Below are 16,307 nucleotides of genomic sequence, written 5' to 3' on the forward strand. Positions count from 1 at the left end.
ACCGGGTGTCTTGGCGCCTGGGGGCGCTTAGCCGCAGGGGGCGCTACGGCATGGGATAGCCGGCTTAGCCGCGGCAGATATCGATGAATTCCCGGCCATGGCGGTCGCGATAGACGCACTGGTTGCGGGAGCGGTCGTGATAGCGAACCGCGTCGCCGACGGCGGCGCCTGCAACTGCGCCAATACCGGCGCCGACAGCGGTACCAACGACACTGCCGCCAGTGAGGCCAGCGCCGACTACCGCCCCGCCAATTCCGCCGACAGCGGCGCCCTGCTGGGTTGTGGTACAGGCGGCAAGCGACAGCGCGGTCGCGGCGATGATCAGAATCTTATGCATTGAAGTCCTCCAGCGAGATGCTCGTGGCAAGAATGCATGGTCTGCCCAAAGGTTCCAGCGGCGTTTTAATCTTTCTTTATCGGCTCCGGCCGAACCAGGCCTGCAATGGCCAGGCCCAGCCAGCCGAGCATCATCACCGCTCCGCCCAGCGGCGCCGCACCGGTAAACAGGCCGCGCCCGGCCCATTCGCGCATCGCCAGATCGCCGGCAAACAGCAGCGTCCCCACCGCCAGCACGCAGCCGGCCACCAGCAAGGGCCGCGTTCGACCATGCAGTCCCAAGGCCAGCAATGCCGGACCATGCGACAGACAGATCGCGGCAATGGCGGCCAGATTGCGCGACTCCGCCATATGCGAAGCGGCTGCTGCGGCGGCGACGCCCACAGCGCCGGCAAGACCGGCGACGATAAGCAATACTCGTTGCATGGCTGCTCCCCGCTGCACCGCTTCCCCGTTGCACCGCTTTGGACTACAGCATGGCCCGAGAGTGTGAGAAATGACAATGAGTGACAAAGTCGCGTCGGCCGAGCCGGCGCTTTCGCCGCCGGCTGCTTCCAGCTGGGGCGCGGAACTGCGCGCCACCTTTTCGCTGGCCTGGCCGCTGGTCATCGCGCAACTGGCGCAGAATGCCCTGCATACCACGGACGTCATCCTGCTTGGCTGGCTGGGGCCCGTCTATCTGGCCGCCGGCACGCTGGGCACGACCTTCTTCACGCCGTTCCTGCTGTTCGGCGTCGGCATTGTCGGCGCCGTGGCTCCGCTCGTGGCGCAAGCGCGCGGCGCGCGCAACATCAAGGCCATCCGCCGCATCGTGCGCCAGGGCTTCTGGGCCGCCATCGTGCTCGCCGCGCTCCTGCTGCCGCTCGTCCTGCAAATCAAGCCGCTTTACCTGTTCCTGGGCCAGGACCCGCAAGCCACCGACATGGCGGAGCAATTCGTCCAGATCGTTGCCTGGTCGCTGTTCCCGGCCATCGGCATCATCACCCTGCGCTCGTTCCTCTCGGCTTTCGACGCGACCCGCGCGGTACTGGTCATTACCGTGCTCGGCGTCGTGGTGAACGCCTTCATCGCCTATACGCTGATCTTCGGCAATTTCGGTATGCCACGGCTGGAATTGCGCGGTGCCGGCATCGCCACGCTCACCACCAATATCCTCATGTTCCTCGCCATGCTGGCCTATGTGGTGCGCCACCGGCGTTTCGGCCGGTTCCATATTCTCATGCGGTTCTGGAAGCCCGATTGGAGCCATTTCCGCTCCATCTTCGCCATCGGCACGCCCATCGCGCTCACGGTGCTGGCGGAAGTCGGCATGTTCACCGCCGCCGCCCTGCTGATGGGCCGCATCGGCACCGATGAGGTCGCCGCCCACGCCATTGCCCTGCAATGCGCCTCCATGGCGTTCATGGTTCCGCTGGGCCTGGGCATCGCCGCCACCGTGCGCGTCGGCGTCGCCTATGGCCGCCGCGACCCGGACGGTATCCGCAAGGCCGGCTGGATGGCCTTCATGCTCGGCATCGGCTTCATGACCATTTCCTGCGCCACCTTCCTGCTCTTCGCCCGCCCAATCGTGTCGATTTTTCTCGATCCCACCATCGAAGCCAATGTCCACGCCGCCACTCTGGCTGTGTCCTTCATCGCCATCGCCGGCATTTTCCAATTGGTCGATGGCGCGCAGGTCACCGCCGCCCACGCCCTGCGCGGCCTGAGCGATACCAAGATTCCGATGCTATTGGCCATATTCGGCTATTGGCTGGTCGGCCTGCCCACCAGCTATGTGCTCGGCTTCGTCCTCGACTGGCGCGGCGTCGGCATCTGGCTCGGCCTGGCCGTCGGCCTCGCCTTCGTCGCCGTCCTGCTGGTTTCCCGCTTCGCCCTGCGCGAACGCCTTGGCCTGCTGGAAAAGATCGGCGTCAGGCGCGCCTAGGCATCGGACCGAAAAGTGGACCAGCAATTTTCGGAAAATCCGATGCGTGGAACGAAGAGCTAGAGCGTCCGGCGCGGCCAGTCGCCCATGCGGTTGCGGAACCAGGTTCGCTGCCGCTTGGCATATTGCTGTGTGGCGATGATCGCCCGCTCGACCGCCTCTTGGCGCGTCAGCGTCCCATCCAGCCAGCCGGCGATTTCCGGTACGCCGATCGCTTTCATCGCCGGCAGCGCCGGGTCGAGCCTCTGCGCCAGCAAGGCTTCGACCTCCTGCACCGCGCCCGAACTGAACATGGTCTCGAACCGCCGTGCAATGCGAGCGCGCAGCACATCGCGGTCCGGCCATAGCACCAGCCGCTCGATATCCCACTCCGCCAGCAATCCCGGTTGCTGATCGCTCTGAAAGCTGGACAGCGTCCGCCCCGTGGCCCGCTTCACCGCCAGCGCCCGCAGCACCCGTTGCGGATCGGCAACCTTCAGCCGATGCGCGGTGCCGGGGTCTTCCCGCGCCAGCAACGCCCGGCGTCCCGCCTCGTCCAGCGCTTGAATCTCTTGTTTAACTTCAAGCACCACTTGTTCCGGAATCTCCGGCACATCGGCGAATCCTTTTGTCAGCGCATCGAAGTAAAGGCCTGTTCCGCCAACGAAAATCAGTTCCCGCTCCGGCGCGCCATCGGCCAGGACCGCCGCGACCGCCCGCACCCATTGCCCGGTGGAAAAACGCTGTCCTGCCGGTACGACACCATAGAGCCGATGCTCGGCCAGTGCTTCCTCAGCCGCGCCCGGGCGGGCCGTGACAATGCGCAGCGTGTCATAGACCTGCATGGAATCGGCGTTGACGATGATGCCGCCCGACGCCTGCGCCCGCTCAAGAGCCAGCGCCGACTTGCCGCTGGCAGTCGGACCCGCTATCAGCACAGCGCGTCTCTGCGCCCCCATCATCTGCTCCCGAAAGTTGCCGCCGCCATGCCGGTCCTGTCTCTCATCGCCAATCCCGCCGATCCCGAACTGGACGCGGCCCTTGCCGCCGCTGTGGTCGCAAAAACCGGCGGCGAACTCAACTGGCTAAACCACGGCGTGGCCTGCGAGATAGTCGAGCCAACCGCACCCGATGCCCTGGATCTGGCGCGCGACCTGCTCGCCGCGAAAGCCGTGGACGCCAATCTGGTGCCCAGCACCGGCCGCCGCAAGCAATTGCTGGTGGCCGATATGGATTCCACCATGATCGAGCAGGAATGCATCGATGAACTGGCCGCCGCGCTCGATCTCAAGCCGCAGGTGGCCGAAATCACCGACCGCGCCATGCGCGGCGAATTGGATTTCGCCCAGGCCCTCGATACCCGCGTCGCCCTGCTCAAGGGCCTGGAGCGCAAGATCATCGAGGAAATCCGCCGCGAAGCCATTACCCTGACGCCCGGCGGCCGCGCCCTGGTGCAGACCATGAAGGCTTATGGCGCCTATACGTCCCTGGTTTCCGGCGGCTTCACCCTGTTCGCCGACTATTTCGCCAAGCGTATCGGTTTCGACGAAGCCGTCGCCAACGTGCTGGAATTCGAGGGCGACCGGCTCACCGGCACGGTGACGAAACCCATCGTCGATAAGGACACCAAGCGCGAACGCCTTGTCGCCCTGGCTGCCGAGCGTGGCCTCGATCTGGCACAGACCATGGCTGTGGGCGACGGCGCCAACGATCTCGACATGATCGGCGTCGCCGGTTTCGGCGTGGCGCTCCATGCCAAGCCCGCCGTCGCCGCGGCCGCCGCCATCCGCATAGATCACGGCGATCTCACCGCCCTGCTCTATCTGCAAGGCTATGCCGAGGACGATTTCGTCCGCTGAAGTCCTCAGCCGTTCCACTTCATCCGCATATAGACGCCGCCGCTCTCCAGCTCGTCCAGCATCTGCGCCAGCCGCTTCTGTTTGGTCGTCGCGCGCTGGGCCTTGTTGATCCACAACAGGTAATCATTGCGTTGATAAGGCGGGCGCGCGTCATATCGGGCGCGCAGCCCGCGCGCCTCCAAAGCCGCATGGACGAATTCCGGCATGTCCTCTCTGGGCCGCAAGGGACGCAGGCGCGGGCTTATGGCAATACCGCCATGGCTTCGATTTCGATCAGGAAATCCGGATTGGCCAATGCGGCAACCCGCATTCCGGTCACTGTCGGCGGATTTTGCCGCTGACCCCATATCGCCATCCAGGCCCCGAAGGCAGCATTCAGGTCGGCGTCCTGCTGTAGCAGAATCGTGGTCTTGACCAGATGCTCGACCCCCGCGCCGGCCGCCGCCAGCACCTTGACCATATTGGCCAATGCCTGCTCCGCCTGTTTAGCGACATCGCCCTTGCCGACGACCTCGCCCTGCTCGTTGACCCCGTTCTGCCCGCCGATCAGCAAGATGCGCGCATTGGCCGGCAGGATGATGCCCTGCGAAAAGACCGGGCTGTTATACATGCCCGCGGGATTGATGTGTTCGACAGCCATTGCCTTTCCTTCCGATAAGGTGCCGCAGCAACATAATGCGCCGGCGCTGCCATGTCGTGTCAGGATCGATGGCGGTATTCAATTACGCTCCATCGAAAGCGGGCATAGATGCGACGGTGGGGCAGCGGAAGCTGCCGAATCGTCCTAAACTCGCCGCATGCAGCCCTATCTCACGCTTCTCTCCGACATCCTGGAAAACGGCGCCGACAAGTCGGACCGCACCGGCACCGGCACGCGCAGCCTGTTCGGCTATCAGATGCGCTTCGATCTCTCGAAGGGCTTTCCGCTGCTCACCACCAAGAAATTGCATCTCAAATCCATCGTCTATGAACTGCTCTGGTTCATCCGAGGCGAAACCAATGTCCGCTGGTTGCAGGAACACGGGGTGAAGATCTGGGATGAATGGGCCGACGAGAACGGCGATCTCGGCCCGGTCTATGGCAGCCAATGGCGCAGCTGGCCCGCGCCGGATGGCCGGCATATCGACCAGATCGCCAATGTGCTCGAGAGCATCCGCACCAGGCCCGATTCCCGCCGTCACATCGTCTCCGCCTGGAATCCGGCGGAGGTGGACGAAATGGCGCTGCCGCCCTGCCATTGCCTGTTCCAGTTCTACGTCGCCGATGGCAAGCTCAGTTGCCAGCTCTACCAGCGCTCCGCCGACACTTTCCTCGGCGTGCCCTTCAACATCGCCTCCTATGCCCTGCTCACCCATATGGTGGCGCAGGTCACGAACCTGGAAGTTGGCGATTTCGTCCATTCCTTCGGCGACGTGCATCTCTATTCCAACCATTTCGAGCAGGCCCGCCTGCAACTCACCCGCGATCCGCGTCCGCTGCCGCGCCTTCGCATCAATCCCGAGCGAAAGCGGCTGGAAGATTTCGTCTTCGAGGACTTCGAATTTGAAGGCTACGATCCTCATCCCCACATCAAGGCCGCAGTAGCGGTATGAGTCGCTCGCTGGCCGACCTGACCGGCTTGGTGACGCAGGTTTCCGATATTTATGCCCAGCGTAACGATATCCGCCGCGACGACGACTGGTTCATGCTGAAATTGCAGGAGGAACTGGGCGAACTCACCGCGGAGCATCTTCGGCTGAGCGGGCGCGGCCGCCGCAAGGGGCAGGATGCCGCTGATATTGTCCAGGCGCGGGACGACGAAGCGGCCGACCTGCTGGCCATGCTGCTGCTCTATGCCCGCCACAACGATATCGATCTCGAGGTCGCCTTGCAGCGGAAATGGTTCCGCCATCTGAGCGACCCGGAGCGGCCATGAACATCCCGGTCTCCCTCATCGCCGCCGTCGCGCGCAACAATGTCATTGGCGCCGACCGGACCATTCCCTGGCGCATTCCGTCCGACTTTGCCTGGTTCAAGCAAATGACGATGGGCAAGCCGATGGTCATGGGCCGCAAGCAATTCGAGACCTTTCCCAAGCCCCTTCCGGGCCGTCCCCACATCGTCGTCACCCGCCAGCGCGATTACGCTGCCCCCGGAATCATCGTGCGCCATAGCCTCGCCGAGGCCCTGCAAGCCGCCCGCGAGATCGCCGTGGCATCGGGAACCGACGAAATCATGGTCATCGGCGGCGGCGACATATACGCGCAGGCCCTGCCCCTGGCGGACCGGCTCTACATCACTCATGTGGACCTGGAACCCCCGGGCGATGTCCATTTTCCCGCCATCGACCCAGAGGAATGGCGCCTGACCGGCCAACCGGTCATTCCCCGCTCGGAAAAAGACGGCGCCGGTTACGACATCCGCATCTATGAACGTGTTCACGGCCCCGCGCATTGATCGCAGGGGCGCCTTGCCTATATATGGCAGCAACGATTTCTCTTAGACACCGAAAGGAATGCGATGCCTTGGGAGAATAATGGAGGCGGAGGTGGCCGCAATACAGGCGGTCCCTGGGGCCAGGCTCCTGGCGGCGGCGGGGGTCCGCGTCGACCGGGTGGCGGAAACACTCCCAATCTCGAAGACATTCTTAATCGGGGACGCGACCAGTTCAAGGGCGGTGTGCCCGGTGGCCGCTGGGCTATTGTCGGCGGCGTGGTCGCGCTGCTCGCTTTCTGGGGCGTCAATTCCGTCTATACGATCAATCCGCAGGAAGTCGGCGTCGAACTGCGCTTCGGCAAGCCCAAGCCCGAGCTGTCCGGCCCGGGCCTGCATTTCATGCTCTGGCCGGTCGAGACCGTCGAGCGCGTCGTCACCACTGTCAACCAGATCCAGATCGGCGTGCCCAATGCCAGCGGCTCGCGCGCCGGCGCCAGCGACGGCTTGATGCTGTCGGGCGATCAGAACATCGTCAATGTGCAGTTCTCGGTGTTCTGGTTCATCAGCGAACCCACATCCTATATCTTCAACGTCCGTGATCAGGATTCGCTGGTCCGCTACGCCGCCGAAAGCGCCATGCGCGAAGTCGTCGGCCGCCGTCCGGCACAGGAAGTTTATTCCGATGACCGCGCCGGCATTCAGGCAGACGTGCTGCGCATCACGCAAAGCACGCTGGAAGCCTATGGCCTGGGCGTCACCGTCAGCCAGATCCTGATCGAGAACGCCAGCCCGCCGGCGGAGGTGATTGACGCCTTCAACGAAGTGCAGCGTGCCCGTCAGGACGAGACGCGCCTGCAGGAAGAGGCCCGCTCCTACGCCAATACCCTGCTGGGCGATGCCCGTGGTCGCGCCGCCGCGCAGCGCGAAGATGCCGCCGCTTACACCAATCGCGTGGTGCAGGAAGCCACCGGTGAGGCGGAGCGCTTCAACTCCATCTATGCCGAATACGTCAATTCGCCGGACGTGACCCGCAAGCGCCTGTTCCTTGAAACCATGGAAGAGGTATTGGGCGGGTCGGAAAAGGTCCTGATCGAGAATGGCACCCAGGGATCGGGCGTCGTGCCCTATCTGCCGCTGCCTGAACTGCGTTCGCGCGCAACCAGCTCGACGGGGAACTGATCATGACCAATCGTCTCTTCATCATTGGCGCCGTTATCATCGCCGCGCTCTACGTGCTGTTTTCCTCGATCTACATCGTCGACGAGCGGGAACAGGCCATCGTCATGCGCTTCGGTCAGATCACCGACGTCCGCACCGAGCCGGGCCTCTATTTCAAGATCCCGACCGATATCGTCGACAGCGTCCAGATCGTCGACGACCGTTTGCTGCGCTACGACATCGCCAATATGCGGGTGCAGGTTTCGGGCAACGCCTTCTATCAGGTGGACGCTTTCCTGACCTATCGGATCGCCGATGCGCAATTGTTCCGCGAGCGGGCCACCGGCCAGCTTTCGGTGGCTGAAGCCCGTATCGGCGCCAGCCTCGATGCGGCTCTGCGGCAGGTCTATGGCCTGCGTGAATTCACGGATGCCCTGTCCGATCAGCGCACGCAGATGATGCAGGAAACCCGCAATCTGATCCGTCCGGATCTGGCTGAGCTGGGCCTGGACATCGTCGATGTCCGCATCCTGCGCACCGACCTCGATTCCGAGGTTTCGGCCACGACCTTCGAACGCATGCGCGCCGAACGTCTCGCCGAAGCCGCCCTGCTCCGCGCCCGCGGTCAGGAACAGGCCCAGAGCCTGCGCGCCATCGCCGATCGTCAGGCGGTGGAAATCGTCGCCGCCGCGACCCGCGATGCCGAGATCATCCGCGGTCAGGGCGACGCCGATCGGAACCGCATCTATGCCGCCGCCTATGGCCAGGACCCGGAATTCTTCGAGTTCTACCGCTCCATGGAAGCCTATCGCCTGGCATTGGCCAATTCCGGCACCACAATGGTCCTGTCGCCCGAAAGCGCTTTCTTCCGTTACTTCGGTTCGGATGGCGAGATACCGGCGGCGAGCACCACTTTTTCCACCCCGCTGCCGCCCGCCGGCACGGTCGAAATCCCGGCCACCACCGACGAGCCGGCGCTCGATGGTCTGGGTATCGAGGAAACCGTCGCTCCCAGCCTCACTCTGGAAGATGGCTCGCAGCTCGAGCCGACCGTGGGCACGGAAGCGCCGCCCGCCGTCGAGGACACCGCCCCGCCGGCCGGCGAATAGGGTCGTTTGGCGACAAATGCAAAAACCGGCGCACATTCTGCGCCGGTTTTTCTTTGCCCCGCATTTGCATCCGGCTCGGGCCTCACCTATATAGGGAGTGCCCGCAAGGGCTATGGCGATAAATGGTCATTGTAATAAACCCATCGGACCCGGGGGCAGTACCCGGCGTCTCCACCATCTCCTCCTTTCGAGGGCGAGCCCATGGGGACGAAACAGGATCGACGAGGGCGTAAAGAGTGTGCTTTTGCTCGGTGAGGTACCACCGTTATCGGTCCGAAACTTATAGTTGCTAATGACAACAATAAGGCTCCGGTCGCTCTCGCCGCGTAAGCGGTGCTAGCACTGGGAATTGAAGTCCTCCGCTCCTAGCCGGGCGGCAGGCGGGGTTCGCAGGCACCTGGCAACAGAAGCCTGCACTTCTTTTCAATGTTGTTCGCCTGCGACGCCTTTGTCCTTGAAATCTCCTGGAACGTAGGGCTGATATGAGCCGTTCGGGATTCTGTCCGATCCCCGGGCATTTCAGGAAAAGCGGACACGGCTTTTCCGGTTCGCAAGCGCGACAAGACAAAACCAGGACGCGTTCGGTGTTTCGCAGAGACGGTGAACGATTCCAACGAGGAGCAGAAGGCATCATGGCCGAAGACCACATGCGATACGACATTCTCGCCCAGGAAGCCCTGCGCGGCGTCGTGCGCAAGGTTCTGGCCGAGGTGTCGCGGACCGGGCTGCCCGGCGAACATCATTTCTTCATTTCCTTCGCCACCAGGGCCCCCGGCGTGCGGCTCTCCGAGGAACTGCTCAAGCAGTACGACAAGGAAATGACCATCGTGCTGCAAAACCAGTATTGGGACCTCAAGGTCAATGAAAGCACCTTCGAGGTCGGCCTCAGCTTCAACGGTCAGCCGGAACTGCTGGTTATTCCCTTTGCCGCCATCAAGGGCTTTTTCGATCCTTCCGTGCAATTCGGCCTGCAATTCGACCCCGCCACGGCCCCGCAGGATGAAGGCGGCATAGAGGCGGCGGCGGACGCGGCCACCGAAGCCGTCGCCGATACATCGGAAAGCCAGGGCGAAAAGGTGATCAGCCTCGACGCCTTCCGCAAGAAGCCCTGATCCTGTCCTGGCCCATGGAAAAGCGCTCCTTCTCCATTGCCGGGCATCGCACCTCGATCGCCCTTGAGCCCGATTTCTGGCGCGGTTTCGAAGCCATGGCCGCGGCGCGGCGGCTCAGCCTTGCCGGCCTCATCCGCGAGATAGACGAAACCCGCCAGACCGCCAATTTGTCTTCCGCTGTGCGCCTGGCCGTTCTCGCCTGGTATCGGGATCGGCCCGACATCAGTTCGGCAGAGGAACGCCGGGCTGAAAGCCGAGATTGAGCGGCAGGGTCGGCGCGGTCTCGCCCGGCTCCAGCCCCGGCTCGTCCGGAACCTGCTCTTCCTCAAGCCGTCTGGCTTCTTCCTCCGCCCGCCTTGCGGTCTCTTCCGCCGCTCTTTGACGCTGTTCTTCGGCCAGCCTGTTGCGCTCCGCCGCCGCCGCGCGTTGTCGCGCCTCGTCCTCGCGCCGCAGCGCGTCGAGGCGCTCCAATTCCAATTCATTGGCCCGCACCTGGATAGCGGCGACCATTTCCGCCAGGTCGAGCCTGACCAATGGGCCCAGCAGCGTGCCGCCGATCCGCGCGACGATGCGGGCGGTGTCCGGCTCGATCAGGCCGTTGGGATCGACATAGTTTCGCGGCGTCAAGACGAAGCTGCCATCGAGCCCCAGCCGGTTCAATGACAGGTTGAGACTGCCCGCCAGGCGCCCGCCGGCGCCGTCCACGATCAGATTGGCCAGCCGCGCCGTACCGCCGGCAATGGAAAATGCCCCTTGCGCTCCATCCGCCGTGAAGAATCCTTGCGCCAAGGCCAGTCCGATCAGCGTCTCCAGCGCATCCGCCTCTTCATTCAGCGGATCCTCGATGCCGGCCATGGTCGGGAACACAGCCGGAGCCAGCCCGGACGCCTGGAAATCCGCGACGGTGAAATTACCCTCGCCGGAAAGGCTGCGCACGACCTCGCCCAGGCTCCGGCCGTTCCCTTCGAACTGCAATCCTGCCGCGATCTGCCCGCCCAGCCCCCAATGCATCGCCGGCGGCACCAGAGCATCGATCTCCACGCCGGACAGCGACATCCGGCCAGTGACGCTGCGTTCGGTCAATGGCCCTGAACAGCATTGCGCCAGGCTCAGCGTCAGCCTGCCATCGCCGACCTGGGCCTGGAACCGGTCGAGACTCATCGTTTCCGGCGTCCAGGCATAGACGAAACTGCTCTCGCCGAGCAGCGGCGCGCCATTGGCGGCTATGGCATCGGTCTCGACGGCGATATCGCCGCGCGAGGGGCGCGGCGCCGTTGTCAAAGCCAATGGTCCTTCAGGCCAGAATCCCTCCCCGGGCACGACGATCGCTTCCTTGCCGAACAGGGCCATGCCGAGGCCCAGCGCATCGACCATATCGGCACGAAGCGTTCCGCTGAAGGTCGGCAATTGCCCAAGCATCTGCATGGAAAGCTCGCCGGAAAACCCGGTCTCGCCGCTGCTTCCCGCAATATCGGTGAACACCAATTCACGCCGCCCGGCAAAACGCAGCGCCGCACTGGCCTCGATGGCTGGCAGGCTCGCGCCATCGAGGCCCGCCAACGCAGCCAGCCCGCTGCCATCTTCCAGCAGCACATCCAGCGTGCCCTGCCCGCTTAACTCGCCATTGGGCGCAACCGTCAGGTCGCCGGAATAGCTGATCGATTGTCCCGCCTGGCTGATAGAGGCTCGCCCGGCGAACCCGCCAGTGCCGCTGCCCTCCATGAACAGGCTCGCCACCATCGGCCCGTCGCCCTCGAACAGGGGAACCGGACCGAGCCCGAACTGTTGCTGGGCCGCGCCGGCATCTCCGGCTTCCAGCGACACCACCAGCCGCAGATCGTCCTCCGCCAGGCCCGACAATCCTGAAACCATATCGGCCCGCAGGTCGAGCGCCGCAGCGCCCAGTTCACCCCCCAGGGTCAGGACCTGCCCGGCGCCGGCCTCGGCATCCGACAGATTGAAACGCAGGTCTCCGGGCCAGACGCCGTCCAGCCCCTCTTGCCAGACATAAGGCATCCCGGCCATTTCATAGAACGCCGCCAGCCCCGGCGCATCCGCGGCGCTCACGGTGACCTGCCCCGTGCCCGTCACCCGGGGATCGGCCAGATTGCCGGCCAGCCGCAGGGCGCCATTGAGCGATATTCCGCCCCAATCGCCAGCCGAGACCTTTGGCAGGCGCAGTTCCGATGGTGACCATTGCCCTTCAAGCGACAGCTCGCTTGCCATGAGCCCCAGCAGGTCGATGGTCTGCGCCGTCAGCGAAAAACTGCCATTGGGGAAACTCACGGCGAAACTGCCGTCATTGGCGGCAGCCGGCGCCAGCGCCAGGAGCCCCGCCGTCTGGGCAGGACTTAATTGCCCGAGATGCACCACGCTATCGAGACGCGGCTCTTCACCAAATCCAAGTCTTATCTCCAGCGAATGGCTCTGCCCGGCAAATTCCAGCCGCCCATTGTTGAGCCCGAATGCATCGCCGGCCAGCATGATCCGGCCCTCCAGGGAACCGGGCGTATTGAACAGCGGATTGTCATCCCCGGGACGGCGCCAGAGCTGGGCCAGAGCATCGAGACGCCGCGCCGACACGAAGAGATCGCCCTTGAACCCGGCGCGTCCGCGTTCATTGGTCGCCGTGCCCGAGAGGCGGATTTCCGTATCGCCCGGCAGATGCGCCACTGCCTGTTCGATCCGCCAGGCCGAGCCATCGCTGGTGGCGTTGAGACGCAGTTCCCGCAACGAAAAGCCGCGCAGATTGGCTTCGGCCAGATCGATATTCAGCCGGCCCGGCATGGGCGGCACGGGCGGCGGCGGTATTTCCGCAAGCAGCCGCACCAATTCATAGCTCTGCTCGGATGGCACTTCCGTCGCATCGCGGGGCGGCAGTGAAAATACCCCACCCGAGACCACCGCATCGAAACTGCGCCGCGCGCCAAGCTGGATATTGGCGGAGCCGGTCAAGCGCATGCCGGCGCGGTTTTCGTCGGGATGCAGCGTATAGCCCGACAGAACCACGCGATCGGTGGATATATTTACGCTGCTTTCCAATACCAGCGCGCCGCGAATATCGTCGGCCACAGCGGCGGCCGGCGGCGCCTGGCGATAAACCACCGTGCCGTCGAATTTCGGCGCCATGCCGGCGGTGAGCATGCCTTCGCCGGTCAGCGAATAGGCGCCGGCGGATTCACGCAGGAATGCCGAAATGCGGTTGGCGCCCATGGCGTCGCTGGCGGCCGAGTTGAACCGCACCTCATAGCGCTTGCCACCATAATCGGCGGCGCCCTGGAACTGGAACGGCCCGGTAAAGCTCGATAACCGCAGATCGCCGTCGATATGGCTGGCCGAGAACACCTCGTCAGCGCGCAAATCGGTCAATCTCACGCGGCCATCGGCAATGCGGGCGTGACCGAGAGCTACCCCGCTCCCTTCGCCGGCCAGATCGACCCCGCTGCTGAACAGGCCATTTTCGTCCAGCACCAGATCGACCACCGGCTGGACGAGGGTGAGCGCCGTGACCGTGTAATTGTCGCGCAGGAAATCGAACAGCGCGAACTCGGCTTCCACCGCCGCCGCGCTGGCCACCGGCGATTCCAGATCGCCCACCACCACGTCGGAGAATTCGAGGCGCGGCGAGGGCAGCAGCGAGAAGGATATATCGCCCCGAATCGTCACCTCGGCGCCGAGCACGCCGCTGGCCAATACCTCCATGCGGTCGCGATAATCGCTCCACTGGATGAAGAACGGCGCGATGAAGGCGCCGGCCAGCACCACGATGGCGAAAACGCCGACCACGATATAGATGCGATTGAGCACTGTGCGCGTTCTGTCCTGGGCTGAAACCGGCTTGAGTGTAGGCACTTGCGCTTGCCGCGCAAGCCGGATGAGGCCGATTTGAGCAGAGGAAACCCCGTCTCCATAACCCCTGCCGCCCCGCTACGCAAACGGCCGCGCTTCTATACAGACAGGCATCGGCTCCCTATATTGGCGAGTAGAACAAAATAAGATTCATCAAGGCTTGGCCGCGCGGTAGCCTCCGCCCTGCGCGCCTCGTAAAAAAATCCGCATGGCCGAACCCGCTCCCCTATCCCGCCCCCAAGGCGGGCCGATCACCAGCCAGCTTCACCGGCGCGAGCCGGATTATCTGTCCGGGCTCAATCCCGAGCAGCGCGAAGCCGTGCTGACCACGGACGGGCCGCTCCTGGTGCTGGCCGGCGCCGGCACCGGCAAGACCCGCGTCCTCACCACCCGCATCGCCCATATCCTGACCCAGCGCCTGGCGCGCGGCAGCGAAATCCTGTCGGTGACCTTCACCAATCGCGCGGCGCGCGAGATGAAGGAGCGCATCGCCAATCTGGTCGGCGCTTCGGTCGAAGGCATGCCCTGGCTGGGCACTTTCCACTCCATTTCCGCCCGCATCCTGCGCCGCCACGCCGAATTGGTGGATTTGAAGCCGGCCTTCACCATCCTCGATACCGACGACCAGATCCGGCTGATCAAGCAATTGCTCGAAGCCGAGAATATCGATGAGAAACGCTGGCCGGCGCGGCAATTCGCCGGCATGCTCGACGCCTGGAAGAACCGGGGCTGGCTTCCCAAGGACGTGCCCGCCGCCGAAAGCGGCTATTTCGCCAATGGTAAGGGCGGCAAGCTCTACCACGATTACCAGGCGCGCCTCAAAACCCTCAACGCCGCCGATTTCGGCGATCTGCTGCTCGAATGCATCCGCCTCTTCCGCGAAAATCCGGAAGTGCTGGCCGAATATCACCGCCGCTTCAAATATATGCTGGTGGATGAATACCAGGATAGCAACGTCGCCCAATATCTCTGGCTGCGACTGCTGGCGCAGGGCAAACCCGCTTCCGCAGCCAATATCTGCGTAGTGGGCGACGACGACCAGTCCATCTATGGCTGGCGCGGCGCCGAGGTCGACAATATCCTGCGCTTCGAAAGCGATTTCCCCGGCGCCAAGGTCATCAAGCTGGAGCGCAATTACCGCTCCACCGCCAATATCCTCAAGGCCGCCTCCACCCTCATCGCCTTCAATGAAGGCAGGCTGGGCAAGACGCTGCATACCGACATGGCCGAGGGCGGCGAGAAGGTCACCCTCACCTCGGTCTGGGACAGCGAGGAGGAGGCCCGCCATATCGGCGAGGAAATCGAGCAATATCAGCGCCGGGGCGAGCAACTCAATTCCATCGCCATCCTGGTTCGCGCTTCCTTCCAGATGCGCGAATTCGAAGAGCGCTTCATCACCCTCGGCCTCAATTATCGCGTCATCGGCGGCCCGCGCTTCTACGAGCGCAAGGAAATCCGCGACGCCCTCGCCTATCTCCGCCTCGTCGCCCAGCCCGCCGACGATCTCGCCTTCGAGCGCATCGTCAATGTGCCCAAGCGCGGCCTCGGCGATTCCACCGTGAAAATCCTGCTGGAGACGGCCCGGCACCTCAATGTGCCGCTCCTCGCCGCCACCCGGACGCTGATCGAGACCGAGGAACTCAAGCCCAAGCAACGCACCACCCTGCGCGAACTGGTCATGCAATTCGACCATTGGGCCCAGCGCCTCGACGGCATGCACCATTGGGAAGTCGCCGAGCAGATCCTCGACGAGAGCGGCTATACCGGCATGTGGCAGGCCGACAAGTCACCGGACAGTCCCGGCCGGCTGGAAAACCTCAAGGAACTCATCCGCTCCATGGAGGAATTCGAAACCCTGGGCGGTTTCCTCGAACATATCTCGCTGGTCATGGACCGCGATAGCGGCGAAGCCGAAGACGCCGTCTCCATCATGACCCTGCACTCGGCCAAGGGCCTGGAATTCGACACCGTTTTCTTGCCCGGCTGGGAAGAGGGCCTTTTTCCCCATCAGCGCTCGCTGGACGAAAGCGGCCGCGCCGGACTGGAGGAAGAACGGCGCCTCGCCTATGTCGGCATCACCAGGGGCCGCAAGCGCGTGCGCCTCTCCGTCGCCCAGAACCGCCGCATTCACGGCCTTTGGCAATCGGCCATCCCCTCGCGCTTCCTTGACGAATTGCCCGCCGACGTGGTGGAGGTGACCGATACCGGCTCCTCCTATGGCGGTTATGGCTATGGCGGCGGCGCCAGCAGTCGCTTCAACAAGGCCGATCCGTTCGAAAGCGTCTATGAAACCCCCGGCTGGCAACGCGCCCGCGCCAACCAGGCCAGCCGCAAGAGCCCCGGCCCCCTGACCATCGAAGGCGAACTCGTCGCCCGCTCCGTCGATCTCGGCGGCCAGTCGAGCGGATTCGCCCTGGGCGAACGCGTCTTCCACCTCAAATTCGGTTATGGCAAAGTCATCCAGATCGAAGGCAACAAGCTGACCATCGACTTCGAAAAGGCCGCCACGAAAAAGGTGCTGGAGAGCTTTATCAGGAAGGCGTGACGCCGTTAGAGCATTTCCCGC

16 protein-coding genes and 1 other RNA gene are annotated in these 16,307 nt (G+C 63.9%); 11 read left to right on the plus strand and 6 right to left on the minus strand.

Going from position 1 to position 16,307, the window contains the following annotated elements:
• Window positions 1-64: 64 nt before the first annotated feature.
• Window positions 65-337: a YMGG-like glycine zipper-containing protein gene (locus O9Z70_RS09385; RefSeq protein ID WP_286018561.1), complete on the minus strand. Its 273-nt coding sequence runs from the start codon at window positions 335-337 to the stop codon at window positions 65-67.
• A 65-nt stretch (window positions 338-402) separates the two neighbouring features.
• Window positions 403-762 carry a DUF423 domain-containing protein gene (locus O9Z70_RS09390; RefSeq protein ID WP_286018562.1) on the minus strand — a complete coding sequence of 120 codons (360 nt, stop codon included), beginning with the start codon at window positions 760-762 and terminating at the stop codon, window positions 403-405.
• A 76-nt stretch (window positions 763-838) separates the two neighbouring features.
• On the opposite strand from O9Z70_RS09390, the gene O9Z70_RS09395 reads away from it, so the two are divergent.
• Window positions 839-2,260, plus strand: coding sequence for an MATE family efflux transporter (locus O9Z70_RS09395; protein WP_286018563.1), 1,422 nt, complete (start codon window positions 839-841; stop codon window positions 2,258-2,260).
• Window positions 2,261-2,319: 59 nt separating this feature from the next.
• Here the strand turns inward: O9Z70_RS09395 and miaA are convergent, their stop codons facing one another.
• Window positions 2,320-3,201, minus strand: a complete 882-nt coding sequence (miaA, locus tag O9Z70_RS09400) for a tRNA (adenosine(37)-N6)-dimethylallyltransferase MiaA (protein ID WP_286018564.1) — start codon at window positions 3,199-3,201, stop codon at window positions 2,320-2,322.
• A gap of 24 nt (window positions 3,202-3,225) precedes the next feature.
• Here miaA and serB point away from each other — a divergent pair, with 24 nt between their 5' ends.
• Window positions 3,226-4,098 (plus strand): phosphoserine phosphatase SerB, encoded by an 873-nt coding sequence (gene serB / locus O9Z70_RS09405; RefSeq protein ID WP_286018565.1) that lies wholly within the window; start codon window positions 3,226-3,228, stop codon window positions 4,096-4,098.
• Window positions 4,099-4,103: 5 nt separating this feature from the next.
• Here the strand turns inward: serB and O9Z70_RS09410 are convergent, their stop codons facing one another.
• Entirely contained in the window at window positions 4,104-4,304 is a 201-nt protein-coding gene (locus O9Z70_RS09410; protein ID WP_286018566.1) for a YdeI/OmpD-associated family protein, read from the minus strand.
• 35 nt (window positions 4,305-4,339) lie between these two features.
• Window positions 4,340-4,738: a RidA family protein gene (locus tag O9Z70_RS09415; RefSeq protein ID WP_286018567.1), complete on the minus strand. Its 399-nt coding sequence runs from the start codon at window positions 4,736-4,738 to the stop codon at window positions 4,340-4,342.
• Window positions 4,739-4,895: 157 nt separating this feature from the next.
• On the opposite strand from O9Z70_RS09415, the gene O9Z70_RS09420 reads away from it, so the two are divergent.
• The 8 genes from O9Z70_RS09420 (at window position 4,896) to O9Z70_RS09455 (ending at window position 10,155) form a co-directional block, all read left to right on the plus strand.
• Window positions 4,896-5,690, plus strand: coding sequence for a thymidylate synthase (locus O9Z70_RS09420; protein ID WP_286018568.1), 795 nt, complete (start codon window positions 4,896-4,898; stop codon window positions 5,688-5,690).
• Complete coding sequence (locus tag O9Z70_RS09425) at window positions 5,687-6,013, plus strand: nucleoside triphosphate pyrophosphohydrolase family protein (protein ID WP_286018569.1); 327 nt, start codon at window positions 5,687-5,689, stop codon at window positions 6,011-6,013. The genes O9Z70_RS09420 and O9Z70_RS09425 overlap by 4 nt, the downstream gene beginning before the upstream one ends.
• The gene (locus O9Z70_RS09430) at window positions 6,010-6,534 is read left to right on the plus strand and encodes a dihydrofolate reductase (RefSeq protein ID WP_286018570.1); all 525 of its coding nucleotides are present in this window, start codon (window positions 6,010-6,012) and stop codon (window positions 6,532-6,534) included. The genes O9Z70_RS09425 and O9Z70_RS09430 overlap by 4 nt, the downstream gene beginning before the upstream one ends.
• A 63-nt stretch (window positions 6,535-6,597) precedes the next feature.
• Window positions 6,598-7,692, plus strand: coding sequence for an FtsH protease activity modulator HflK (gene hflK / locus O9Z70_RS09435; protein ID WP_286018571.1), 1,095 nt, complete (start codon window positions 6,598-6,600; stop codon window positions 7,690-7,692).
• 2 nt (window positions 7,693-7,694) lie between these two features.
• Window positions 7,695-8,780: a protease modulator HflC gene (gene hflC, locus O9Z70_RS09440; RefSeq protein ID WP_286018572.1), complete on the plus strand. Its 1,086-nt coding sequence runs from the start codon at window positions 7,695-7,697 to the stop codon at window positions 8,778-8,780.
• Window positions 8,781-8,840: 60 nt separating this feature from the next.
• Window positions 8,841-9,198: a transfer-messenger RNA gene (gene ssrA, locus O9Z70_RS09445) on the plus strand.
• Between the two features lie 214 nt (window positions 9,199-9,412).
• A complete protein-coding gene (locus tag O9Z70_RS09450; protein ID WP_286018573.1) occupies window positions 9,413-9,892 on the plus strand; it encodes an SspB family protein in 480 nt (159 codons plus the stop codon).
• Between the two features lie 14 nt (window positions 9,893-9,906).
• Window positions 9,907-10,155 (plus strand): ribbon-helix-helix domain-containing protein, encoded by a 249-nt coding sequence (locus tag O9Z70_RS09455; protein ID WP_286018574.1) that lies wholly within the window; start codon window positions 9,907-9,909, stop codon window positions 10,153-10,155.
• Here O9Z70_RS09455 and O9Z70_RS09460 read toward each other — a convergent pair.
• Window positions 10,115-13,699 carry an AsmA family protein gene (locus tag O9Z70_RS09460; protein ID WP_286018575.1) on the minus strand — a complete coding sequence of 1,195 codons (3,585 nt, stop codon included), beginning with the start codon at window positions 13,697-13,699 and terminating at the stop codon, window positions 10,115-10,117. The two genes, O9Z70_RS09455 and O9Z70_RS09460, sit on opposite strands and share 41 nt — an antisense overlap.
• Window positions 13,700-13,949: 250 nt before the next feature.
• On the opposite strand from O9Z70_RS09460, the gene O9Z70_RS09465 reads away from it, so the two are divergent.
• Window positions 13,950-16,286 (plus strand): ATP-dependent helicase, encoded by a 2,337-nt coding sequence (locus O9Z70_RS09465; protein WP_286018576.1) that lies wholly within the window; start codon window positions 13,950-13,952, stop codon window positions 16,284-16,286.
• Window positions 16,287-16,307: the final 21 nt, after the last annotated feature.

The sequence above is a fragment of the Devosia sp. YIM 151766 genome, from assembly GCF_030285925.1.
In the GTDB taxonomy this organism is placed as follows: domain Bacteria; phylum Pseudomonadota; class Alphaproteobacteria; order Rhizobiales; family Devosiaceae; genus Devosia.

Excerpts from the sequence above, each read along its gene's own strand:
- O9Z70_RS09385 (WP_286018561.1), bottom strand. The coding sequence starts at position 337 with ATGCATAAGATTCTGATCATCGCCGCGACCGCGCTGTCGCTTGCCGCC.
- O9Z70_RS09390 (WP_286018562.1), bottom strand. The coding sequence starts at position 762 with ATGCAACGAGTATTGCTTATCGTCGCCGGTCTTGCCGGCGCTGTGGGC.
- O9Z70_RS09395 (WP_286018563.1), top strand. The coding sequence starts at position 839 with ATGAGTGACAAAGTCGCGTCGGCCGAGCCGGCGCTTTCGCCGCCGGCT.
- miaA (WP_286018564.1), bottom strand. The coding sequence starts at position 3,201 with ATGATGGGGGCGCAGAGACGCGCTGTGCTGATAGCGGGTCCGACTGCC.
- serB (WP_286018565.1), top strand. The coding sequence starts at position 3,226 with ATGCCGGTCCTGTCTCTCATCGCCAATCCCGCCGATCCCGAACTGGAC.
- O9Z70_RS09410 (WP_286018566.1), bottom strand. The coding sequence starts at position 4,304 with ATGCCGGAATTCGTCCATGCGGCTTTGGAGGCGCGCGGGCTGCGCGCC.
- O9Z70_RS09415 (WP_286018567.1), bottom strand. The coding sequence starts at position 4,738 with ATGGCTGTCGAACACATCAATCCCGCGGGCATGTATAACAGCCCGGTC.
- O9Z70_RS09420 (WP_286018568.1), top strand. The coding sequence starts at position 4,896 with ATGCAGCCCTATCTCACGCTTCTCTCCGACATCCTGGAAAACGGCGCC.
- O9Z70_RS09425 (WP_286018569.1), top strand. The coding sequence starts at position 5,687 with ATGAGTCGCTCGCTGGCCGACCTGACCGGCTTGGTGACGCAGGTTTCC.
- O9Z70_RS09430 (WP_286018570.1), top strand. The coding sequence starts at position 6,010 with ATGAACATCCCGGTCTCCCTCATCGCCGCCGTCGCGCGCAACAATGTC.
- hflK (WP_286018571.1), top strand. The coding sequence starts at position 6,598 with ATGCCTTGGGAGAATAATGGAGGCGGAGGTGGCCGCAATACAGGCGGT.
- hflC (WP_286018572.1), top strand. The coding sequence starts at position 7,695 with ATGACCAATCGTCTCTTCATCATTGGCGCCGTTATCATCGCCGCGCTC.
- O9Z70_RS09450 (WP_286018573.1), top strand. The coding sequence starts at position 9,413 with ATGGCCGAAGACCACATGCGATACGACATTCTCGCCCAGGAAGCCCTG.
- O9Z70_RS09455 (WP_286018574.1), top strand. The coding sequence starts at position 9,907 with ATGGAAAAGCGCTCCTTCTCCATTGCCGGGCATCGCACCTCGATCGCC.
- O9Z70_RS09465 (WP_286018576.1), top strand. The coding sequence starts at position 13,950 with ATGGCCGAACCCGCTCCCCTATCCCGCCCCCAAGGCGGGCCGATCACC.